At 58.6% G+C, this 23,013-nt stretch carries 21 protein-coding genes; 9 read left to right on the top strand and 12 right to left on the bottom strand.

Going from position 1 to position 23,013, the window contains the following annotated elements; translation table 11 throughout:
• Positions 1-216: 216 nt before the first annotated feature.
• Positions 217-540 carry a hypothetical protein gene (locus AC13D2_RS03130; RefSeq protein ID WP_482938216.1) on the bottom strand — a complete coding sequence of 108 codons (324 nt, stop codon included), beginning with the start codon at positions 538-540 and terminating at the stop codon, positions 217-219.
• A 433-nt stretch (positions 541-973) separates the two neighbouring features.
• Between AC13D2_RS03130 and cobS the strand changes: the two genes are divergently transcribed.
• The 4 genes from cobS to AC13D2_RS03110 all read left to right on the top strand — a co-directional run bounded on the left by cobS (position 974) and on the right by AC13D2_RS03110 (position 5,238).
• Complete coding sequence (cobS, locus tag AC13D2_RS03125) at positions 974-1,744, top strand: adenosylcobinamide-GDP ribazoletransferase (protein WP_482938215.1); 771 nt, start codon at positions 974-976, stop codon at positions 1,742-1,744.
• Between the two features lie 63 nt (positions 1,745-1,807).
• Positions 1,808-3,322, top strand: a complete 1,515-nt coding sequence (locus AC13D2_RS03120; protein WP_482938214.1) for an AlkA N-terminal domain-containing protein — start codon at positions 1,808-1,810, stop codon at positions 3,320-3,322.
• Complete coding sequence (locus AC13D2_RS03115; RefSeq protein ID WP_482938213.1) at positions 3,319-3,840, top strand: methylated-DNA--[protein]-cysteine S-methyltransferase; 522 nt, start codon at positions 3,319-3,321, stop codon at positions 3,838-3,840. Before AC13D2_RS03120 ends, AC13D2_RS03115 begins: the two co-directional genes overlap by 4 nt.
• An 84-nt stretch (positions 3,841-3,924) precedes the next feature.
• Positions 3,925-5,238 (top strand): MFS transporter, encoded by a 1,314-nt coding sequence (locus tag AC13D2_RS03110; RefSeq protein WP_482938212.1) that lies wholly within the window; start codon positions 3,925-3,927, stop codon positions 5,236-5,238.
• 5 nt (positions 5,239-5,243) lie between these two features.
• Here AC13D2_RS03110 and cbiB read toward each other — a convergent pair whose 3' ends face one another.
• Complete coding sequence (gene cbiB / locus AC13D2_RS03105; RefSeq protein ID WP_482938220.1) at positions 5,244-6,185, bottom strand: adenosylcobinamide-phosphate synthase CbiB; 942 nt, start codon at positions 6,183-6,185, stop codon at positions 5,244-5,246.
• A 150-nt stretch (positions 6,186-6,335) separates the two neighbouring features.
• Between cbiB and cobT the strand changes: the two genes are divergently transcribed.
• Complete coding sequence (gene cobT / locus AC13D2_RS03100; RefSeq protein WP_482938211.1) at positions 6,336-7,394, top strand: nicotinate-nucleotide--dimethylbenzimidazole phosphoribosyltransferase; 1,059 nt, start codon at positions 6,336-6,338, stop codon at positions 7,392-7,394.
• Positions 7,395-7,401: 7 nt separating this feature from the next.
• A complete protein-coding gene (locus tag AC13D2_RS03095) occupies positions 7,402-8,016 on the top strand; it encodes a histidine phosphatase family protein (protein ID WP_482938210.1) in 615 nt (204 codons plus the stop codon).
• On the opposite strand, the gene cobU is transcribed toward AC13D2_RS03095, so the two are convergent.
• Positions 8,017-8,532 carry a bifunctional adenosylcobinamide kinase/adenosylcobinamide-phosphate guanylyltransferase gene (gene cobU, locus AC13D2_RS03090; protein ID WP_482938219.1) on the bottom strand — a complete coding sequence of 172 codons (516 nt, stop codon included), beginning with the start codon at positions 8,530-8,532 and terminating at the stop codon, positions 8,017-8,019.
• Positions 8,533-8,661: 129 nt separating this feature from the next.
• Between cobU and AC13D2_RS03085 the strand changes: the two genes are divergently transcribed.
• Positions 8,662-10,536, top strand: coding sequence for a putative nucleotidyltransferase substrate binding domain-containing protein (locus tag AC13D2_RS03085; protein ID WP_292046693.1), 1,875 nt, complete (start codon positions 8,662-8,664; stop codon positions 10,534-10,536).
• Positions 10,529-11,251, top strand: coding sequence for a 3'-5' exonuclease (locus AC13D2_RS03080; RefSeq protein ID WP_292046694.1), 723 nt, complete (start codon positions 10,529-10,531; stop codon positions 11,249-11,251). The genes AC13D2_RS03085 and AC13D2_RS03080 overlap by 8 nt, the downstream gene beginning before the upstream one ends.
• A gap of 9 nt (positions 11,252-11,260) precedes the next feature.
• Here the strand turns inward: AC13D2_RS03080 and msrB are convergent, their stop codons facing one another.
• From msrB to AC13D2_RS03055, 5 genes are all read right to left on the bottom strand, one after another.
• Positions 11,261-12,481 carry a peptide-methionine (R)-S-oxide reductase MsrB gene (msrB, locus tag AC13D2_RS03075; protein ID WP_292046695.1) on the bottom strand — a complete coding sequence of 407 codons (1,221 nt, stop codon included), beginning with the start codon at positions 12,479-12,481 and terminating at the stop codon, positions 11,261-11,263.
• Positions 12,482-12,599: 118 nt separating this feature from the next.
• Entirely contained in the window at positions 12,600-14,081 is a 1,482-nt protein-coding gene (locus AC13D2_RS03070) for a sensor histidine kinase (protein ID WP_292046696.1), read from the bottom strand.
• Positions 14,082-14,084: 3 nt separating this feature from the next.
• Positions 14,085-14,795, bottom strand: coding sequence for a response regulator transcription factor (locus AC13D2_RS03065; protein ID WP_292046697.1), 711 nt, complete (start codon positions 14,793-14,795; stop codon positions 14,085-14,087).
• Positions 14,796-14,831: 36 nt separating this feature from the next.
• Positions 14,832-15,131, bottom strand: a complete 300-nt coding sequence (locus AC13D2_RS03060; protein WP_292046698.1) for a hypothetical protein — start codon at positions 15,129-15,131, stop codon at positions 14,832-14,834.
• Positions 15,132-15,255: 124 nt separating this feature from the next.
• Positions 15,256-16,239 carry an NAD(P)H-dependent flavin oxidoreductase gene (locus tag AC13D2_RS03055; RefSeq protein ID WP_292046699.1) on the bottom strand — a complete coding sequence of 328 codons (984 nt, stop codon included), beginning with the start codon at positions 16,237-16,239 and terminating at the stop codon, positions 15,256-15,258.
• 142 nt (positions 16,240-16,381) lie between these two features.
• Between AC13D2_RS03055 and AC13D2_RS03050 the strand changes: the two genes are divergently transcribed.
• On the top strand, positions 16,382-16,876 hold the full coding sequence (locus tag AC13D2_RS03050; protein WP_292046700.1) for a QsdR family transcriptional regulator: 495 nt from the start codon (positions 16,382-16,384) through the stop codon (positions 16,874-16,876).
• A 64-nt stretch (positions 16,877-16,940) separates the two neighbouring features.
• Here the strand turns inward: AC13D2_RS03050 and AC13D2_RS03045 are convergent, their stop codons facing one another.
• The 4 genes from AC13D2_RS03045 to AC13D2_RS03030 all read right to left on the bottom strand — a co-directional run bounded on the left by AC13D2_RS03045 (position 16,941) and on the right by AC13D2_RS03030 (position 22,977).
• Positions 16,941-18,356, bottom strand: a complete 1,416-nt coding sequence (locus AC13D2_RS03045; RefSeq protein ID WP_292046701.1) for an aldehyde dehydrogenase family protein — start codon at positions 18,354-18,356, stop codon at positions 16,941-16,943.
• A gap of 51 nt (positions 18,357-18,407) precedes the next feature.
• On the bottom strand, positions 18,408-19,592 hold the full coding sequence (locus tag AC13D2_RS03040) for an acetyl-CoA C-acyltransferase (protein WP_300497364.1): 1,185 nt from the start codon (positions 19,590-19,592) through the stop codon (positions 18,408-18,410).
• 171 nt (positions 19,593-19,763) lie between these two features.
• On the bottom strand, positions 19,764-21,857 hold the full coding sequence (locus AC13D2_RS03035; protein ID WP_482938209.1) for a 3-hydroxyacyl-CoA dehydrogenase NAD-binding domain-containing protein: 2,094 nt from the start codon (positions 21,855-21,857) through the stop codon (positions 19,764-19,766).
• Between the two features lie 295 nt (positions 21,858-22,152).
• Entirely contained in the window at positions 22,153-22,977 is an 825-nt protein-coding gene (locus AC13D2_RS03030) for an IclR family transcriptional regulator (RefSeq protein ID WP_292046704.1), read from the bottom strand.
• Positions 22,978-23,013 lie beyond the last annotated feature (36 nt).

Below are 23,013 nucleotides of genomic sequence, written 5' to 3'. Positions count from 1 at the left end.
TGATCACGACCATGGCGTTCTGGTCGGGGTTGTAGGGTCTGAAACGGGGCTTGGCTTTGGGCATCTGACGACTCCTTGTCCGTTTGCCTGATCCTAGCAAAACCGGGGCTGAATTCGGAGTTTTTCTACAGCCTCAACGCTGAAATAAGCGGCGCCCCGACAGGGGCGTCCGGTGGAGGCCGAAGGCCGGAACGAACTTAATTGATTTGTTAAAAGTCACTTACCATGCTTGCACTGACAAATTTCAAGTTGAAGTAACGCGATGTCAGATAGGAACTTGAATGCGTATGCCGAAACCTGAGCATCGTATTCTTGGCTTAGAGACGAAACGATCTCGTCTTTTTGTGCGTCAGTGAGCGAGTCTGGCACTTTGAAATTCAATGAAGGCAGTTTAGGCGCTTTGGCGAGATAATTTGATACTCGCTCTTTGATGCAGTTTTTTAGATCCCCATCAGGCACTTCGAGGTTTTCCTCGATCATGCGCTCCAAATCGCGTCGAGCCGCGTCCTCATTTCTCGGGAATGTGATTATTTCTGCCATGCTAAACCTCCCTGTTGTGTACTTTTAACAGCGTATTACACGAACACGTTCGTATAACTCCAATTCCAGCCGCCCCTTCTGATTCAAGAAATTGCTTTAAAATCAAAATTTAACCAGAACTTACCACGACTACCGCAGAAGTTATACGCCCTCCTTGGCCTCTAACATACCTGCCGACAAGGGCGTATAGCTCCACAATGTTCTAATCCAGCTTCAACAGTATCAGATACTTATGAGGGCTTCTCGCTTCTTGTCCGGAGTTTTGCGAACCGGTTCGTATAACTCCAGCCTGCAAGGTCGGCTGCAGTCCTGGCCTGTTCCTCATGCGTGGGCGGCCGGGTAAGCGCCAAAATGTCAGTGTGCAACAAGCTTACGCAACGATAATGCTAAACTGGCCGTAGACTTACACCACCTCCGAAAGCAGGGCAGCGCATTGAGTCAATTGAAATCCCTCGTTTCCAGAGAATGGCAGGCCTTCTGGCTGGCCATCGGATTCCTGACACGCATTCCCATGCTGGTGCGTATCGACTATTCCCCCCGCCTGATGAATCAGTGCAGTGTCTATTTTCCGCTGGTGGGGCTGGTGCTCGGCGTGATTTATGCGGGACTGTACATGGCTGTTGTGCAGCTTTGGAGCCCGCTGGTCAGTCTTATCCTTGTTCTGGGTTTTCACCTGTGGATTACCGGCGCGTTCCACGAGGATGGATTGGCCGACAGTATCGATGCATTAGGTGGCGGGTACTCCCTGGAGGCCAGGTTGCGGATCATGAAGGACAGCCGCATCGGCACCTACGGCACGGTGGCGCTGGTGGTCGCGTTGGTGCTGAAACTTGCGCTGCTGGCCGAAGCACAACCGGTGTGGCTGGCGCTGATCCTGGCCCCGATGGTGTCGCGTCTCGCGCCACTGATGATTATGGGCTTCCTGCCGTATGTGACCGACCCGGACAAGAGCAAAAGCAAGCCGGTGGCCGAGGATTTTTCGCGCTCACGACTGGCGATTGCCACCTTGTTCACCGCGATTGTCGCGCTAGCCCTCATCCCGCTTGGGGCTGAACTCCTGCTGTGGCTGATCTTCGCCACGCTCGGTACGGCCGTTGTCTGGGGTGGGTATCTGCGCCGGCAGCTGGGTGGCTACACCGGCGATACCCTTGGGGCCAGCGTGGTGTTTGCGGAGCTGGTCCTGCTGCTTGGGCTCGCGATGTAGGCGGCCGACCATCAGTTCCGAATCCGGCGAGTTTTTTCGGGTTTCGCTGGTACACTTTCGGTTATGGACACATTGACTGATGACCTTTGCTACCAGGCACTGAAAACCCGGGATGCCCGATTCGACGGTCGCTTCTACACCGCCGTGTTGACCACCGGGATTTTCTGCCGCCCCATTTGCCCGGCGGTGACGCCCAAGCGCGGGAATGTGCGCTTTTACCCGTCGGCAGAAACAGCCATGGCCAACGGCTTTCGCCCCTGCCTGCGGTGCCGGCCGGAAGCGGCACCCGGTAGCCCGGCCGCAGCAGGGGTTCACACCACCGTGGCCCGGGCGGTACGGCTGGTGGACGAAGGCGCTCTGGATAACGGCTCCGTGGCCGACCTGGCCGAGCGGCTGGGCATTACCGACCGCTACCTGCGCCAGCTTTACAAACGCCACACCGGAGCCACCCCACAACAGCACGCACAGGCCCGGCGTTTGTTGCGGGCCCGGCAGCTGATTGTCGACAGCAACCTGAGTATGACCGAGATCGCGGAGATTGCCGGTTTCAGCAGCCTGCGCCGCTTCAATCACACCCTGAAGGAAGCCTACGGTAATGCACCGACGGCATTCCGCAGAGGCCTGAAGTCGCCACTTAGAACCACACAACGCCGTGCAGACGACCCTTTTTTGCCGGCACACGACGATCTGGTTCTGTTCCTGCAAGCCCGCCCGCCCTTCGACAGTGAGCAATTACTGACCTTCTTTCGGGCGCGAGCCATTCCGGGCCTGGAAGCGGTTGGCGCGCACCACTATGCGCGATCGCTCTGCATTGCGGGTCAACCGGGGCTGGTGATCTGCCGCCCTGGCGACCATCCCCCGGGGGTGCAGGTTATCCTTCGTGGGCCGGCGCGGCAGTCCATTCTGGAGGTGAGTGCGCGGATACGCCGTTTGCTCGATCTGGATGCGGACCTGCCCGGCATCGGAGAGCATCTGGCCCGGGATCCGCTATTGGAACCACTGATCGCACAGCATCCCGGCCTGCGCGTTCCGGGCAGCTGGGAGCGGTTTGAGTTTGCTGTCCGCGCTATTCTGGGTCAGCAGGTGTCCATCTTGGCGGCGCGAACCCTGGCCGGGCGGCTGGTGGCTCGTTATGGCCAGCCCCTTCCCGAGTACCTTGCCAGGGGCACGGACATTACCCATAGATTCCCGGACCCGGCGGCACTCGTCGGCCAGCCGTTGAACACACTCGGCATGCCCGGCAGCCGTGCAGACACCCTGGCCCTAATCACCGCCCGGTTTGCCGAACCCGGTTTTGCCGAACAGGATGGCAACGACCTGTTGGCGCAATTGGCATCCATGCGGGGCATCGGCCCCTGGACACTCCAGTATCTAGCCCTGCGCGGCCTGGGAGATCCAGACGCTTTTCCCGCCAGCGACCTGGGCATACTCAAGGCCGCGAGCCACCTGGGCGGCCCGCAAGACGCCAAAGCCCTGACTCGCCATGCCGAACGCTGGCGGCCATGGCGGGCCTACGCGGCGCAGTACCTGTGGACATCACTGAATACCCATCCATCCCGGCAGGAGACAACACCATGACAATTCAAATTCATGTCAGCCGCTTTCCCAGTCCCGTTGGCCCACTGAGCCTGGCAACGGTGGATGAGCAACTGGTGCACCTGGACTTCGACGACAACGAAGAGCGCATGCATACGCTGCAAAACCGCCGGTTCCGTCAGCCTGAGTGGCGCGAGCAGCAGGACGGCGCCCCCGGGACGATTATCGAGTGGCTCGACGCCTATTTCTCGGGAGTAATCAAGCCCCTGCCGTGGAAGGACATCCGCTTGACCGGCACCGAGTTCCAGCAGCAGGTCTGGCAGGGACTGACTGGAATTCCAGCGGGTGAGCACCGCTCCTACAGTGCGCTGGCAAACACTCTGGGCAACCCGAGGGCGGTACGCGCTGTGGCTCGCGCCAATGCTCTCAACCCCATTGCCATTCTGATTCCCTGCCACCGGGTGATCGGAGCCAATGGTACTTTGACGGGCTACGCCGGCGGCCTGGAACGCAAAGCGTGGTTGCTGGACCACGAGTCGCGGAACCTGAAGAGGGTTTAACCCCATGGGGCTGTGCATTTGTGGCGATAATCGCGACAATCACTGCACGGATTTATCGTGCAAGGATCAGGAGCCCAGCCCCACATGTCATCGCAATCGCCTGTCGCCCACCCACAGGGCAAGCCGGAAGACAAACGCGCGCTCTGGTCCTGGGCACTCTACGACTGGGCCAACAGCGCCTTTTTCACCATCATTCTGACCTTTGTCTTCGCCCAGTATTTCAGCGTGTCGGTGATGCAGGACGAAGTAAAGGGCACGGAAGCCTGGGGCAACATCGTTGGCATTGCCGGGGTGTTCATCGCGATCCTGGCGCCGATACTGGGGGCCATCGCCGACCAGTCGGGCCGTCGTAAACCCTGGTTTATCAGCTTCACCCTGCTTTGCGTGGTCTCCTGCGCCATGTTGTGGACGGTCACACCGGAGCAGGATCAGTTCTGGAACGCTGCCCTGTGGGTGGGGCTGGGTACACTCGGCGCCGAATTTGCGTTCATTTTCTACAATTCCATGTTGCCGGATCTCGCAAGCCCGGCACGAACCGGGCGCTGGTCAGGCTGGGCCTGGGGGTTGGGTTACACCGGGGGCGTGCTGAGCCTTATCGTGGCACTGTATGGCTTTATCGAAGCCGATGCCAGCCTGTTCGATCTCAATAGGGACAACGCCGAGCACGTGCGGGCCACTTTTGTGCTGGTAGCGGTGTGGTACCTGGTGTTCGCCCTGCCGGCCTTTATCTTTGTTCCGGACCGCCCATCCACCGGCCTGGGACTTGGCGCCGCCACCCGCGCCGGGTTCCGGCAACTGAAGGAATCCATCGCCCACGTTCGCCAGTACAAGGACATCGTGCGCTTCCTGATCGCCCGCATGCTCTACACCGATGGCCTGGCCACCATCTTCACCTTCGGCGGGGTGTACGCGGCGGGTACCTTCAATATGGGGTCTACGGAAGTGCTGCAATTCGCCATCGCGCTGAACGTCACCGCCGGCCTCGGCGCGTTGGGCTTCGCCTGGGTGGATGATACCCTGGGTGGGCGCAACACCATTCTGCTGTCACTGGTGGGGCTGGGCTGCAGTGCCCTGGCCATTCTGGTGGTGGATGGCGCCACCGCGTTCTGGGTATGGGGCATGATCCTGGGCATCTTCGTAGGGCCGTTGCAGTCCGCGAGCCGTTCCCACCTGGCCCGCATTGCGCCGCCGCACCTGCAAACGCAGATGTTCGGCCTGTTCGCGTTCTCTGGCAAAGCCACCGCGTTTGCCGGCCCGCTGCTGGTGGGTTGGGTCACGGCCGTCACCGACAGCCAGCGCTGGGGCATGAGCACCATCCTGGTGTTCCTGGTGATTGGCTTCCTGCTGATGTTGACCATACCGGCCAGCGAAACACGGGAACCGGTAGTGGCAGGCTGACACCTTCAAGGAGCGGTGCTGGTTATCCATCCGATAATGGCGACCGCTGCCAACAGTCCGAGCCACAACCACACGCCGCGATGTACAAGTTGGATGGCCGCATCAATGGTCTCCGCCGATGCCGGTTCACCTTCACCGAGCATGGGCCGTTGCTTGATGCCCGAGGCGTAGGGCGCAGGGCCACCGAGTACAACCCTCAAGGCCCCGGCTCCTGCAGCCATGACCGGGCCGGCGTTCGGGCTGTCCCAGGCCGGCGCCTGTGCCCGCCAGCAACGAAAACCGCCACGGACATCGCCAAGCAGGCTGTAGGTCAGCGCCGTGAAGCGAGCGGGTACCCAGTTCACCACGTCGTCCAGCCTTGCCGCAGCGCGGCCAAAATACCGGTAGCGATCATTGCGATACCCCCACATGGCGTCCAGTGTGTTCACCAGCCGGTGAAGCAGCACGCCCGGCACACCGGCCACGAGGAACCAGAACAGGCTGGCAAAGACCGCGTCCGCGCCGTTTTCCAGCATGGACTCGGTCGCGGCTGTTGCTACGCCGTTGTCATCAAGCGCCGCTGCATTACGGCTAACAATACGGCCGACCTGCGCGCGGGCATTCTCAAGGTCGCCCCCATGCAACGCGTCAGACACTGCCCGGCCGTGCTCCGTCAGGCCACGAATGGACAGGGCGAAATACAACACCACGGCCTGAACCAGCAAGTATTCCCAGTCCCCCAACCACCAGCGCAACCACTCGGCAACCGCCAGCACAGGTATCACTGCGATTAACAGGCCCAGGAACCCGAGAACCATCGATCGCGCCATTCGCTCAGGTAGTCGATTCAATCTCTGCTCCAGGAAGGCGGCGACATACCCAAAACCAACGAGCGGGTGCCACCGGCGCGGTTCACCCAACCAGCGGTCCAATACAACGGCAATAAAACAAGCTGTCACGGCGAGAATGAAGGCGTTCAAATCAGCAGTGTCTCTTCAAGCGGGCGATGGGTTGTCGTGATCGAAAGGAAGTCTAACCGAGTGACTGCTATCCTTGACACTTTTTCAGGCCGGGTAGACCATCTTCGGCCCAACACTTTGCTACCTCAGGACCCAACCATGCCGCTGCCTTCCTGCTGGACACAGCCGTTGCCAACCTCCGACACCCAATTTTCTGAGCGGGCACGGCAACGCCAACAAGTGCTCACCAAGCCCCGGGGGTCTCTGGGACAGTTGGAAGACGTAGCGATTATACTGGCGGGCCTTCAGCGCACGCGACATCCGCAGGTCGAGCCTGCCCGCATTGTCGTTTTCGCGGCGGATCACGGCGTCTGTACCGAGGGCGTATCCGCGTATCCCCAGGAAGTTACCGCCCAGATGATTGCCAACTTTGCCAGCGGTGGCGCGGCTATCAGCGTATTGGCTCGGGAACTGGGGGCCTCGCTGGAAGTGGTGAATCTCGGAACCGTCGGCGACGTTCCGCCATTGACCGATGTGCGCGATGAGCAGATCGCCGCGGGCACCGCCAATCTGGCCACAACCGACGCGATGACACCAGGCCAGCTTGAACAAGCGCTGGCCAGTGGTGACAGGGCCGCCGCCCGCGCCGCGGATGACGGGTGCCGACTGTTTGTGGGTGGCGATATGGGTATCGGCAATACCACCAGTGCCACCGCCGTTGCCTGCGCGTTGCTGGCGCAAAGCCCGGAAAACCTGGCCGGGCCGGGCACGGGGCTGGATGCAGCCGGTGTGTCTCGAAAGTGCGAGGTCATCGCCCGGGCATTGGCCAGGCATGGCAACAACCGCGATCCCCTGGCGGTGCTGGCCTCCCTCGGCGGGTTCGAGATTGCCGCGCTGGCAGGCGCCATTATGGGTAGCGCGGCGCGCGGCATTCCCGTACTGGTGGATGGATTTATCGTTTCCGTCGCGGCGCTGGTCGCCGTGCGCCAACAGCCGAATCTCCGGGAATGGCTGTTGTTCGCGCATCGTTCGGCGGAACCGGGGCATCAGGCGGTACTGGACGCACTGGATGCCCGGCCGTTGCTGGATCTGGGCATGCGCCTGGGTGAAGGCAGCGGCGCAGCGGTGGCGGTTCCGCTGCTTCGCAGTGCCTGTGCCCTACACAATCAGATGGCCAGCTTCGCTGACGCCGGCGTGACTGATAAGAACGAGGACTGAAGCGGGGATGACCAATAACCAGAACACCACTGCGTTTTTCGACCTGATCCGTCATGGCGAACCTGCCGGCGGGCCCATGTTCCGGGGCAGCAAGGATGATCCACTGAGCGACGCTGGCTGGCAACAGATGAACGCGGCCATCAGGGACGATGACCAGTGGGATGTGATCATCACCTCCCCACTGCTGCGCTGTCGCATCTTCGCAGAACAGTTGGCGGAGCAACGTCAGATTCCATTGCACCAGGAGCCACGGCTGCGGGAGATTGCTTTTGGTGATTGGGAGGGCAGAACCTCCGAGAACATCATGGCCGATACGCCCGAGGCGCTGACCCGTTTCTGGAGCGACCCGGTTCGTTATCCTCCGCCCGGTGGTGAGGCTATAACCGAATTCCGGCAAAGGGTCAGCAGCGCCTGGCAGGATTGGCAAACGCAAGCGGCAGGAAAGCGGGTACTCGTGGTGTGCCATGGCGGCGTGATTCGCATGCTCCTGGCGGAAGTAATGGGCATCCCTACTGAACGCTCTTTTTCAGCGCTAACCGTCCCCTACGCCTGCCGCAGCCGTATCCGCGTGGACCTCTCGGAGCATGGCCTGCTCAGTTGCCTGCAAACGCACGGCGGATAATCAGCCTTTCAACGTTTGCGGCAGCCCCGCCACGCTCATCATCACCCGCTCACAGCAGGCGGCAAGATCCTGGTTGAGCCAACCCAGTTCATCGCAGAAACGGCGGGTGAGCGGGTCCATGCCAATGGTACCCAGGCCCACTTCATTACTGACAATCACGATTTGGCCCGGGTAGTTCTCCAGTGCCCGCAGGAAGGCGGCACGCTCACGGGCAAACACTTCATCGCCGGCAAACAGCAGGTTGCTCACCCACAGGCTCATGCAATCCACTAGCAACAACGGTGGCTGTGGTTCCCTGGTGTAACCATCCAGCAGGGAGGCCAGCTTCAAGGGTTCCTCTGCCAACCCCCATTCCGGCGGCCGATTCTGCCGGTGACGGGCCACCCGCCGGGTCATTTCTTCGTCGTCGGCGGTCGCCGTTGCAACATAGACCACGGGTAAACCGGCGGCGCTGGCAATGCGTTCCGCCAGCGCGGTTTTGCCAGATCGAATGCCCCCAAGAACCAATGTGCGAATACCAGGCAAAGCCGCTCCTCTTTCTATTCAGTATGATCGTCTTACCGGACATCATGGCCGTAAAACAACGCCGCTGCTATATTGCGTGATAAATTCTATAGGCCTAACCGGCGCGAAAAGGAACGAGCAATGCAGGCAGAGCTGATTGAAATACGCAACCATCTGACCCAGCACTCTCCATTCGACGAAATGCCGGACGAGTTTCTGGACCGTATCGTATCGAGTATCGAAATTGCCTATTTTCGCGCAGGTACAGACATTCTGAAGCTGGATGAGCCAAACACCAACCTGCACTATGTACGCAGTGGAGCTGTCGAGATCTATCGCCGTTCAGGGGAACTCTACAATCGCATAACCGAAGGTGAGATTTTCGGTCAGTTTGGCCTGTTGATGAACAAATCGGTGCGGTTTCCTGCCAAGGCCTTAGAAGATTCCCTGATATACCTCATTCCTGACGAGGTGTTTCAGTATTTGTGGGAAAACGACGAGAGCTTCACCGATTTTGTGGAAACCGAGAACCACTCACGGCTACGTTCCGCGCTTTCCCGGCGCGAGAAGTCCAACCAGCCAATGACGGCACGAGTTACCCGGCTTATTTCGCGCGAGCCTGTCATGGCACCCAACACCGTCCGCCTTCAGGAGGCAGCGCGCATCATGACGGACCGGGGGGTGTCTGCCCTGTTGCTGATGGACGAAAACGGTGACAAACCCACGCTCTCCGGCATCATAACCGACCGCGACCTGCGTACCCGCGCACTGTGCGAGGCGCTGCCCTCAGAAACACCCATCAGCGACATCATGACGGAAGAGCTGATTACCACCCGTACCAGCGCCTTTATTTTCGAAGCCATGCTGACCATGCTCCACAATAACGTGCATCACCTTCCGGTGATGGAAGGCGATACCGTACGGGGCGTCATCGCGCTGTCGGATATCGTCAAGCATGAATCCCAAAGCAGCCTTTACCTGGTCAGCAATATCTATCACCAACAGGACGTCAAGGGCCTGAGGCGCCTGAGCAAAGAGGTGCCAAACACATTCGTGCGCATGGTCCGTGAAGATGCCAATTCCCATATGATTGGCAGCGCCATGGCGGGAATCGGCCGCACCTTCAGTCAGCGGCTACTCGAACTGGGTGAGGAGAAGCTGGGGCCGCCACCGGTGCCTTATTGTTTTATGGCGTTGGGCTCCATGGCCCGGGACGAACAACTGGTCGTCACCGACCAGGACAACGCCATGGTGCTGGACGACAGCTTCGATCCGGAGCAACACGACGAGTATTTCCTCGCCCTGGCAAAGTTTGTCAGCGATGGCCTGGCCGAGTGCGGCTACAGCTACTGCACCGGCGATATCATGGCCACCAACCAGAAATGGCGACAGCCCCTGAAAGTCTGGAAGAAGTACTTCGCTGACTGGATCGAAAACCCGAAAGCAGAAGCCCTGCTCAACAGCAATATTTTCTTCGACTTGGACGGTATCCACGGCCGCATCGAATACACCGAGGAACTGAAAACCTTCATTGCGGAAAAAGCGAGCAACAGCCAGCGGTTCCTGGCCATGCTGGCCCGCAATGCCCTCAACCGCACGCCGCCACTGGGCTTTTTCCGCACCTTTGTCATGGAAGAAAGCGGCAGGCAGGCAAAAACCTTCAACCTCAAGCGGCGGGGTACAGCACCCGTGTCGGACCTGATCCGGGTACATGCCCTGGCCTGTGGCTCACGGGCACAGAACACGTTCAACCGGCTCAAAGCCATTGGTCAGACGAAGCTTATTCCGGAGGATGGCGTTGATAACCTTCGGGATGCCTTCGAGTTTATTGCGATAGTGCGTATTCGACATCAGGCCCTCTCCATCGAAGCAGGTCGAGAGCCAGACAACAATGTGCGGCCGGAAGACCTTTCGCCGTTTGAGCGCAGCCATCTGAAAGACGCTTTTCAGGTGGTCAGCCAGGCACAAAAGTTCCTCAAGTTCCGCTATAACCCCCAGGCTACCCGGAATGTCTGATGGCAAGGCAGCACTGATCGACACTTTGTCCTGGCCCGAACAGTACCGGGAACTGGCAACACAAACGAAAGACCCGCGACTGAAGACGTTCTACGAGGCAGGTTGTGTGGCGCCGGAAACGCCTCTGAGCGAAGTCCCGTTTGTAGCCGTGGATTTCGAAACCACCGGCCTGGACCCTGACAGGCACTCCATCGTCAGCATCGGAGTAGTGCCCTTTACCCTTGACCGAGTGCAACTGAGTGGTTCGCGACACTGGCTGGTGAAACCGCAACTGCCGCTACACCAGACCTCTGTCACGATACATGGCATAACCCATACCGATGTCGACAAGGCCCCTGACCTGGCCGACGTACTGGACGAGTTTCTGGAAAGCCTGGCCGGGCGCGTACCGGTGGTGCACTACCGCAATATCGAACGTCCATTCCTGAACATGGCGCTGAAGTGGAGAATCGGGGAGGAAATACGCTTTCCGGTGATGGATACCATGGCCATTGAGGCTTACCTGCATCCCAATCGGAAACCCTCCTGGTGGCAGAGGTTGAGGGGCCAGCGGCCGATCTCGATTCGGCTGGCAGACAGCCGGCTGCGATATGGGCTGCCACACTACCCACCACACAATGCCGTGGTGGACGCGCTGGCCAGCGCCGAACTGCTGATGGCGCAAATCCAGCACCACTTTTCGCCAGAGACCCCCATCCGGGATCTCTGGCTGTAACGTGTTTGCTTAGTTGGAAGCGGTACGGTTGGCTTCTTTCACTTCACTGATCAGCGCACCGTAACCTTCCTTTTCCATGTTCTCCAACGGGATGAACCGGAGCGCAGCCGAGTTCATGCAGTAACGCAACCCCGTTGGCGCCGGGCCGTCGTTGAACACATGCCCGAGGTGGGAATCCGCATAGCGGCTACGGATCTCGGTGCGGGTCATGAAGAAGGTGTTGTCCTCTTTCTCCACCACCATGTCCGGACTGATCGGTTTGGTAAAGCTGGGCCAACCCGTGTTGGACTTGTACTTGTCACGGGAGGAGAACAGCGGCTCACCGGAAACAATGTCCACATAGAGACCGGCCCGTTTTTCATCATAATACTCGTTTTGGTAGGCAGGCTCGGTGCCGTCCTCCTGGGTGATGTCGTACTGCTCCTCCGTCAAGCGCGCCTTGAGGGTTTTTTCGTCAGGTTTGGTGAACGTATCCGGATTGAACGCCTCAACCCGGCTGAGGTTCATGCCAGCACTGCCACCAGACGCTTTGTTGACAGTCGCCTGTGCGGAACCCCCGTTGTTCTCGGGACGATATTGAGCGTAATCCACTTTCTCGTCCTCGCCCCAGACCTTTTCGATAAACTGGTAGCGACCGGAGTTGAAGGTGTAGAACTGGTACCGCACCGGGTTCTTCTTGTAGTAGTCCTGATGGTATTCCTCTGCGTCGTAGAACGCTTCGAAAGGAACCACTTCAATCTTGACCGGATGATCGTAGCGACCAGATTCTTCCAGTGCCTTTATCGAGGCCTCGGCAGCACGCTTCTGGGCGTCGTTGTGGTAGAAAATCGCCGGCCGGTACTGTTTGCCCCGGTCCACGTACTGGCCTTTCACGTCGGTGGGGTTGGCTGTGCGCCAAAGGCCTTGGAGCAAGCCTTCGTAGGTGATGACATCAGGATCGTAGTAGACCTGCACCGCCTCAGTATGGCCTGTGCGACCACCAGCTACCTGTTTATAGTTCGGGTTCTTCTCGTCGCCGCCACTATAGCCGGACACCGCCTCAACAACGCCGGGCACTTTCTCTTCATATGCCGCTTCCACACACCAGAAGCAGCCGCCAGCGAACGTGGCAACCGCCAGGTCAGGATCATCCGGGGCGTATTTTGATTCCGTCCCCTTGGAAGCACCAACCTGGAAACCGGTCAGTGCGATCGCTGCCGCGACAGACGTCAGTAACAGATACCGTTTCATAACCTTAACCTCTTGCCTATTGAATACTGTGACCAGTTTGCACGGAATTCATCACACCATTTTCTCCAGTTTATTACGTTTGTATAACGCCGGAGAGATCATTACGGATGCAGGCAGTCTATTTGGGTGGCCCTACCGGCAAGCGTATGCAGAAAGATGCGCCGCCGGAGCTCAGGTTCTCAACGCTGATATCACCGCCCTGAAGAGTCATGATTCTGCGGGCGATGGCCAGCCCCAGGCCGGCGTGGCCGGAACCACCGGACGATTCGCCACGGTAGAAAGGGTCGAAAATATGGGGCAGGTCCTGCTCTGGAATACCCGGGCCACTGTCGTGAACGTAGACCTGCGGCAGTCCGTCCGCCTGCCCTAACACCACTTCAATGCGGCCCTCAGAGGGACTGTACGCAATGGCATTGCCGATAAGGTTATCCAGTACCCGCTCGGTCATGGCCAGGTCAGCGTACGCCAGAGGAAGGTCCGGCTCGCCATCCACCACAAGTTCCAGCTGCCGGGTGCTCGCCTCTTGTCCATGCTTCTGGACCACGTCGTACACCAATTCCGCCAAAGGAAAGGGTTCCGGCACGGGCTGCTTTTCCCGGGCCTCAAGGGCCGCAAGTTCAAACAGCTCATCCACCAGGCGGCTCAGCCGGCGGCCCTCCTTGAGGGCAATGTCGAGAAATCGGTCCTGCTCGTCCGCTGTCAGCCGATCGCGCCTGAGTTTGAGACTTTCAATGTAGCCCTGCATCGAGGCCAGGGGCGTACGCAAATCATGGGACACCTGGGCGATCAGCTGCCGTCGCTGGGCGTCTTTTTCCGTCAGCAGTTCGATCTGGGATGCAATACGGCTGGCCATGTCGTCGAAGGTGGCGCCCAGGTAGTCAATTTCATCGCGCACCACCGGCCGCCGGTCCCGCCAGGTACTATCCAGGGCCTGGTGGCTCATGTCACTGTGCTCGAAATTTTCCACCAGCCGGGTCAGCAAGGTCAGCCGGCGCGTCAGCAGCCGGAAGACCGCCAGCCCCGCAATCATCACCACCGCCAGACTGACGATCAGGGCCCAGGCGCTCAGTTCCACCAACTGACCACCCCGGGCCATGGTTTCCGCGGCATCGTACTCCTCACCGCGCAGCACCACGTAGAGATACCCTTCCGGATTGTCTATCGACGGCACCGGCGTTACGGAAAAGACTTTCTGCCGGTCATGGCTGCGGGGGTCGTCGCCCAGTACCGGGTAGCTGTCCATATCGTTCATCAGGCGGCGGATGGGTTCGAGCGAGACTTGCTTGCGCTTGATCTTCGCCGGATCAGCGGAATAAGAGAGGATGGTGCCTTCCAGATCCAACAGGTAGATTTCAATGCTGGGATTGATGGTCATATACAGCGCAAAGAGTTCTTTCAGGGCGCCTCGGTCGAGTTCCCCTTCACTGACCAGATTCCTGTCTGCCACCAGATCTTTCGCCAGATCCCGGTGCAGTTCCTGATTAACAGACGCGTTGTACTCCCGCAGGGAATACAAGCTGAAAAAGGTATACAGCAGACCAACGGCCAACAGTAGCAGGAAAAGGCCTAACGCCAGCCGCGTGTAGAGCGTTTTCAGCATGGTTCAGTCCCGGAAGCGATAGCCCACCCCCCAGACGGTTTCAATAAACTCCGGCCGCGCCGGGTCTTGCTCAATCTTCCCGCGCAGACGGTTAATGTGGGTATTGACGGTGTGCTCATAGCCTTCGTGGTTATAGCCCCAGACCTTGTCCAGTAGCTGAACCCGGCTGAACACACGTCCCGGGTGGCTGGCAAAGTGCCAGAGCAGATCGAACTCCCGGGCCGTCAATTCCACCTCCTGTTCCCATACGAACACACGGCGCCGAACCGGATCGATACGCAAACCTTCGGTGTCCAACTCACCCGACTCTTCAGGCCCGGACGTTTCGCCCGACGAATTCGACATGGCGTCCACCCGCCGGAACAGAGCCTTCACCCGCGCAGACAGTTCGGCCACGCTGAAGGGTTTGGTGAGGTAATCGTCCGCCCCCATCTCCAATCCCAGCACACGATCCAGCTCCGTGCTTTTCGCCGTGAGCATCAGCACCGGCACATACCCCGGGCCGGAGCGGATTTCACGGCATACGGAGAGACCGTCCATGCCAGGCAACATCAGGTCCAGTACAACCAGGTCAATATCGCCTTCGTGGAAACGCTCCAATCCGGTATCACCCCGATCGCACAGGATGGGGTTCATGCCAAGGTCGGCCACGTGCATCCGTACCAACTCACCAATACCGGGATTGTCTTCCACAATCAGTACGTTTCGCGTCATAGGTTCCTGGCTCTGATATCCCGTAATGGCCGCCGGTTAGTTCGTGGCACTCGCCTTGCCCATACCGGGGTCTGTCATATCGTCGTGCATGGCCTTGTCGTTCTTCATGTCCATTCCGTCATCCTTCATGCCCTTGTGGTCGTCGGACATGCCGTCTTTTTTCATGTCGTGGCCCATGGAATCCGACATGCCGTCTTTCTTCATGTCGTTGTGTTCCATTGATCCTTTCATATCATCCTTCATCATGCCATCTTCAGACGCCATGTCATCTGCCTGAGCCGCGCTTGCCATCAAGCCGAACAGGGCCATTGCTGCGATTGTCGTGAACTTGTTCATTGTGATGTCTCCCCAAGAATGTTTGCCTGCCTAACTGGCAGGTTCGACATACATCCTGAAGCAGTGCTATCACGGTACAATCACGAGGTGTTAAAGAGTGTATCGCGGAAACCTCACAAATCTGTCACGCCATTCCCAGACTTCCCAGCAGGCGCTGGCGAATGATGCTGTCGGCCTCGTCCATAATTCGGCCAACCAGTTCCTCACAACTGGGAATGTCGTGAATCAGCCCCGCCACCATGCCGCAACTCCAGGCTGCCTCATCCATCTTGCCTTCCTGAAGCACCAGCCTGCCCTTCACGCCAGTGACCAGATGGCGGATATCGTCAATGGTTTCGGTGCCGGCTTTCGCGTTCTCGATGCGGATGATTTCCTCCACGGCGGCGTTGTTCATTACCCGCTCGGTGTTACGGAGGTTCCGCATAATGAGGCGGGTCTGAAGTTCATCCGCGTCGACAATGGCCCGTTTGACATTGTCATGGATGGGAGCGTCTGTGGTCGCCAGAAAACGGGTACCCATATTCATGCCATCAGCGCCCAGTGCCATAGCCGCCACCAGGCTGCGACCATCCGCCATACCGCCTGACGCGACAAATGGAATGGTGAGTTCTTCCGCAGCGCGTGGCAGCAGGATAAAGTTAGGGATGTCATCCTCACCCGGATGGCCGCCACATTCGAAGCCGTCCACGCTGACCGCATCGCAACCGATTTTTTCAGCCTTCAGGGCGTGACGCACGGACGTGCATTTGTGGATCACCTTGATACCGGCCGCTTTGAGCTGGGGCATGTATTGCTCGGGACTACGTCCGGCCGTTTCCACCACTTTCACACCACCGTCGACAATGGCCTGGATATAATCCGGGTAAGGCGGCGCCTTGAAGGACGGCAGAAACGTGAGGTTGACGCCGAACGGCCGATCAGTCATCTCGGCACAACGTGCAATTTCCCTGGAGAGATCTTCCGGGGTAGGCTGAGTCAGCCCGGTTATCATACCGAGGCCACCCGCATTGGAAACGGCGGCGGCCAGCTCCGCATACCCAACGTGGTGCATGCCTCCCTGGATAATCGGGTGATGGATACCAAACAATTCGGTGATTCTGGTCTTCATAGCAGGCTTCCTGTTTTGTCGTTAGAATGAAATCGAGTACCGATACGAGGTTGCAGTGACAGAAAAAACAACAACAAGGGCGACACCAGCAGATGCCTTCCGACGTGCACGAAGGATGTGGTTGAAAGGTGAACGAATTCACTTGGCTTCGCTGTCTGCGGAATTGAATATTGGCAGGGCCACCCTGTTTCGCTGGGTTGGCAACAAGGACTTGCTGCTGGGGGAAGTGCTCTGGTCACTCTACGAACCCCTGAGGCAGGAAGCGCTGAACGAAACACCGGGGAATGGCGTCGACTTTGTAGTCGCGGTATACCGCCACATTAACTCCACCCTGTTGCACTCTGAACCCTTGCGGCGGTTTATCCGCGAAGATCCGGAGTACGCGCTCAAAATCCTGACGTCATCCCAGTCCACGCTTCACAGCCGTACCGTGGAGGCCAACACCCGCACCCTTCGGGATCAGATTGCAGGCGGACATATTAATCCGCCTCTGAACGTCAACAGCCTGTCCTACTTCATGGTGCGTCTGGCCGAATCCTGCCTGTACAGCGACATCATCAACGGTCGCGAACCCCGTGAAGAGGAGTTGGAGGACGCCTGTACCGCTGTTCGTGTAATGCTTGGCGGAACCGCCTGAACAGAGACATATCCGCCAAAGTCAGTCAGGCACCACCTCGGGCCCAGCCCGCCAACTAGCAGGCTTAAAGCTGCAGGGACCGCACCTCCAGAAACTCTTCAAGTCCCCATTTGCCGAATTCGCGGCCGATACCGGAGTGGCCGAAGCCGCCAAACGGCGCCAATGGGTTGAAGTCTCCGCCGTTGACGAATACCTGCCCGGTGCGCAGTTTGCCTGCCACCTTCTTCGCGTGTGCGTCATCGGCGGACCAGACGGCGCCGGACAGGCCATAGGCCGTGCCGTTGGCGATCTCGATGGCCTCAGCTTCGTCCTCGTAGGGAATCACGCACAGCACGGGGCCAAAGATTTCCTCCTGGGCGATGCGGCTGTCGGGTTTGACGTTACCAAATACCGTGGCCTTGACGAAGTAGCCATTGTCGCAGCCCTCCGGTGCTTCCGGGCCGCCGGCAACCAGGGTGGCGCCTTCTTTGATACCGATGTTGATGAAGTCGATAACCTTGTCCCGCTGTTGAGCGGAAGCCAGCGGGCCCAGGCGTGTGGTTTCTTCCAGCGGATTGCCCGGCGTCATTTTCGCCACCGCATTAGCGGCCAGCTCACAGGCTTCGTCATGCATCTGGGCCGGCACCAGCATGCGGGTCAGCGCAGTGCAGGTCTGGCCTGAGTTCAGCAGGCAGTTGTTGACCGTTCCCTTAACCGCTTTCGCCAGGTCGGCATCCGGCAGGATGACCGATGCGGATTTGCCGCCCATTTCCAGAGCAAAGCGCTTGAAATCATCGGCGGCAGCGTGGGCAATCAGGCTGCCGGTGCGGGTGGAGCCGGTGAACGACACCATGTTGACATCCGGGTGTTTGATCAGCGTGTCGCCCACGGTGTGGCCTTCGCCGCAGACGAGATTGAAGACACCCTCGGGAAGGTCTGTCTGGGCCAGAATGTCCGCCAGGATATAGGCACTCTGGGGCGCGATTTCAGACGGCTTGAGCACTACCGTGCAACCGGCGGCAATGGCCGGAACCACCTTGAGGATGACCTGGTGCAGGGGGTAGTTCCAGGGGGTGATGCATCCCACCACGCCCACCGGCGTGTATTGCACCTCGGAGTTGCCGACCTGTTCGGCGAAGGTGAATTCCGGCAGCATTTTCAGGTAGCTTTTGGTAATGGTCGCCGGCAGCCCCGCCTGGATGCCGGTGGCCAGTTTAATGGGCATTCCCACTTCCCGGCACACCGTTTCGGCTATTTCACCTGCCCGTTCTTTCAGGCCGGCATGCAGTTGCTCCAGCACATGCAATCGTTTTTCCAGCGTGCTTTCCGACCAGCTTTCGAAAGCCGTACTGGCGGCGGCTATGGCCTTCTCCATTTCCTCACGACCGGAGGCGGGGACCCTGGCAATAACGTCGCCAGTGGCCGCTTCGTGGACATCAATGGTCTCACCATTCCAGTTCTGCCATTGGCCGTTGATGTAGTTTTTGCTGAGATCTTTCATGGTTCTGCTCCTGAATAAATTCATGCGGATGGTGCTCTGTGCCACACGACCTTACACCACCTCGAACAAACCAGCCGCGCCCTGGCCACCGCCGATGCACATGGTCACAACCACATACCGGGCACCACGGCGCTTACCTTCAATCAGCGCATGGCCGGCGAGGCGAGAACCGGTAACGCCATAGGGGTGGCCAATGGAGATAGAACCGCCGTTAACGTTCAGCTTTTCCATGGGAATGCCCAGACGATCACGGCAGTAGACCACCTGCGACGCAAAGGCTTCGTTCAGTTCCCACAGGTCGATATCGTCCATTTTCAGACCATTCCGCTCCAACAGGCGCGGAATTGCGAAAACAGGGCCAATACCCATCTCATCCGGCTCACAGCCGGCCACCGCAAAACCACGGAAGATACCCATGGGCTCAATATTGTTTTTCTCGGCGTAGGTGCTGTTCATCACCGTACACACGGACGCACCGTCAGACAGCTGGGACGCGTTACCGGCGGTGACGAACTGATTGTCTCCGCGCACCGGATTCAGACCCTGGAGGCCTTCCAGCGTGGTGTTGGGGCGGTTGCACTCGTCACGGGTCAGGGTAACGTCCTTATAACTGACATCACCCGTCTCCTTGTCCTTCACCATCATGGTAGCGTCATAGGGCACGATTTCATCGTCAAACCGACCCGCTTCCTGAGCCGCGGCGGTGCGCTGCTGGGAGATCAACGCGTACTCATCCTGAGACTCACGGCTAACGCCATAACGCTGGGCTACAATGTCGGCGGTTTCGATCATCGCCAGATACAACTCGGGCTTGTTCTTCATCAGCCAATCGTTAGTAGCGTGGAAACTGTTGAGCTTCTCGTTCTGCACCATGGAAATGGATTCGACGCCACCCGCCACCATGGCCGGTACCTTCTCCGACACCACCCGCTGGGCGGCAATGGCGATGGACTGAAGACCGGAACTACAAAAACGGTTGATCGAAAGGCCAGCGGTGGTTACCGGCAGACCAGCACGAATCGCCGCCAGCCGCGCAATGTTCTTGCCCTGCGCGCCTTCATGGAACGTAGCACCGAGGATCACATCTTCCACGATGGCCGGATCAATACCCGCACGCTGCACCGCATGCTGGATCACATGGCCGGCAAGGTCCACAGAGTGGGTGTTGTTCAGTGCGCCACGGTAGGATTTACCCAGGCCCGTGCGGGCAGTGGAAACAATAACGGCATCAGACATAACAAACTCCTTCGTAAACGTGTAGGTGGCTCAAACCTCGGCAGTATGGTCGGTCACGGGGTGGGGTGCCTTTTCTGCCGGGAAAAAGATGTCTGAGCGCAGCGACTTATTTTTCACAGAAGAAAAGGCACCCCACCTCGGGACCAGCCGCCACACCAGCAGGCCAGGCTTTTAAAGGTCCGAAAACTTGCGCCCTTCACTGACCAGTTTTTGCAACAGGGCTGCTGGCTTCCACTGCTCGCCACCCAGGTCATTGTAGAACTGCTCAACAGTGCCAAGAATAATGTCCAGGCCAATCTGATCCGCCCAGAACATCGGCCCACCCCGATAGGCCGGGAAGCCATAGCCATAGATCCAGGTAATGTCGATATCCAGCGACCGGTCGGCAATGCCCTCTTCCAGAATCTTGGCACCCTCATTGACCATCACGTACATGCACCGCTCCAGAATCTCCTGGTCGGTGATGTCACGGGACTTAATACCTTGCTCCTCGCGGAACTCGGCAATAACCCGGTCCACCTCCGGGTCGGGAATCGGCTTGCGGTTACCCTCTTCGTATTTGTACACGCCCGCCTGGGTCTTCTGCCCAAGGCGACCCTGCTCCGCCAGCTTGTCCAACCAGCTTGCCGGCACATCCTCACCAGCCTTGCGGCGTTCCTGACGGATGCTGTAGCCAATATCGATACCGGCCAGGTCCGACATCGCAAACTGCCCCATGGGGAAACCCAGATCGGTCAGCACCTTGTCCACCTGTTGCGGGCTCGCACCTTCGTTGACCAGCGCCATGGCCTCAGCGCCCCGCTTGTGAAGCATGCGATTGCCAACAAAGCCATAGCAGTTACCCACCATGACACCCACCTTGCGGATCTTCTTCGCCAGCGCCATGGCGCTGGCCTTGACCTCATCAGAGGTTTTTTCGCCGCGCACAATCTCCAGCAGCTTCATCACGTTGGCGGGACTGAAGAAATGCAGGCCGATTACGTCCTGCGGACGTTTCGTCGCTGCAGCAATGTCATCGATACTGAGGGTGGAGGTGTTGGACGCCAGAATCGCACCCGCTTTGCAGGCTTCATCCAACTGACCGAAGATCTTCTTTTTCAGGTCCATACTTTCAAACACCGCCTCGATCACCAGGTCCACATCGCTGAAATCATCATAGGTCAGGGTGCCGCTGATCAGGCTCATGCGCTCCTCAACCTGGGCCTGGGTGATACGGCCTTTCTTCGCGGTGTTCTCATAATTCCGGCGAATCACCGCCAGACCCTTGTCCAGCGCTTCTTGCTTGACCTCGGCGATGGTAACGGGAATCCCGGCGTTAGCGAAGTTCATGGCGATGCCGCCGCCCATGGTGCCGGCACCGATCACGCCCACGGTGCGAATGTCGCGAACTGGCGTGTCCTTGGACAGGCCTTTCACCTTCGAGACTTCCCGCTCGGCAAAGAAAGAGTGAACCAGCCCGGCACGCTGGGGCGATTCCATGCACTCCATAAACAGTTCACGCTCTCGCTTCACGCCCTCCTCGAACGGCAGGCTGAAAGCGGCTTCCACCGCATCCACGCACTTGAACGGGGAAAACAGGCCCCGCGCCTTTTTCTGCAAGCCGGCGCGGAACTGTTCAAAAACGTCGCTACCCTTGTCGGCCTGCAACTTATCGGTCAGGTCCCTTACGCGACGGACCGGCTTGCCTTCGTCCGCAACTTTCTGTGCGTATGCCAGGCCTGCAGCCTTGATATCGCTGCTGTCCTCAACCGCATCAACAATGCCCAGGGCCAGAGCGTCTTTAGCGCCCACAAATTCGCCGGTGGTAATCATTTCCAAGGCCTTTTGGGCACCCGCCAAGCGCGGCAGGCGCTGGGTGCCCCCGGCTCCCGGCAACAGGCCCAGCTTCACTTCCGGTAGCCCCACCTTGGCACTGCTCAAGGCAACCCGGTAATGACAACCCAATGCGGTTTCCAGGCCACCCCCCAACGCAGTGCCGTGAATAGCCGCAACAATTGGCTTGTCGCTGCTCTCATACTGGTCAACAACGGACGGCAGTCCCGGGTCCTGCATGGGCTTGCCGAATTCGCGAATGTCGGCCCCGGCAATAAAAGTGCGGCCTTCGCACACCAGCAACAATACCTTGGCGTCGGCGTCTTTCTCGCCCTGCTCCAGCGCAGCCACCAGGCCGGAACGAACCGCATGGCTGAGGGCGTTCACCGGTGGATAGTTCACAGTGATCACGCCAATGGAGCCTTCTCGGTTATAAGTCACGACCTCAGACATAATTTTCCCCGCCATATATGGAATGTAGTTTTAACAAGCGAAATATAGTCACGATTTAATACAAGTTCTAGGCAGGTTTCAACCATGAACTAAAATGCAGGCGTAAAAAAACCCCAGAACGAATTCTGGGGTTTTTCGAGAAAGCCCGCTCAGGGGGGAAGGCCCGGACGGAGACCTACCTCCGAAACACGCTGTAAATACATCCCTGTACGCTCGGCTCCGCCATCCATGGCTACGCACGGTTTCGGAGGTAGATCTCCGTCCGAGCCCAGGCCTTGTCAGTTAGTCCATCAGGTCAAACACCAAGCGATTCAATATCGCTGGCCAGCATCGCCAGTTGATGAGCAATGGATTCCCGCAGCTTTTCTCCGGAAATCAAATAGGAAGGCGCCGCACAGGTCAGCGCCATGATGGTGCCGTCCTGCAGATGAATGGGCACACCCGCAGAATTGATGTTGCGATCCCACTCGCCGAGCGACAGACAGAAGCCATACGTCTTGTAGTCCTCCATCGAGCGTTCAAGGCCCTCCTGCTTCTCCGGCCAGGCATCGCCATATTTGGCTTCCATCGCGTCCGTAATGACCTTGCGGCCTTTATCCGAAATGGCGCAGTAGTAAGCTCGCCCGGCCGATGTGGTGGCCATCGGCAGTTTCAAACCGATGTCCATACGCAGCAGCGATGCTTCCGGCGGCAGACGATTCTCTACATAGATCATGTGCAGACGATCACGGCAAGTCAGGCCTACGGACATGTTGGTCTGACGGGCAAATTCGTCCATGTAAGGCTTAGCCAACTGGCGCACCTTAAGGTTGGAAACGTAGGCGTAACCAAGTGCCAATACACCGGAGCTGAGCTGGTATTTTTCCAACTGGGCGTTATAGCTGAGGTAACCCAGCTTGGTCAGGGTGTAGGTCATGCGCGAAACAGTGGGTTTCGGCAGCCCGGTCAGGCGCGCGATGTCCTGATTCCCCAGAATCACCGAGCCCTGACTAAAGGCACGAAGCACGTCGAGACCACGGGAAAGCGCCTCTACAAACTTGCGATCTTTTTCAGGCTTTACCGGTTCGCCATCACCGGATGCTGCCAGGAGTTCCGGCGAGGTGGCTTGTGCTTTTGTCATAAACGGGCGTCCTCCAACAGCTGCGCCTGATCCGCT

The sequence above is a fragment of the Marinobacter sp. B-12 genome, assembly GCF_056857915.1.
The sequence above is the reverse complement of the archived record's forward strand: the minus strand, read 5'-3'. Positions and strand labels throughout refer to the sequence as shown.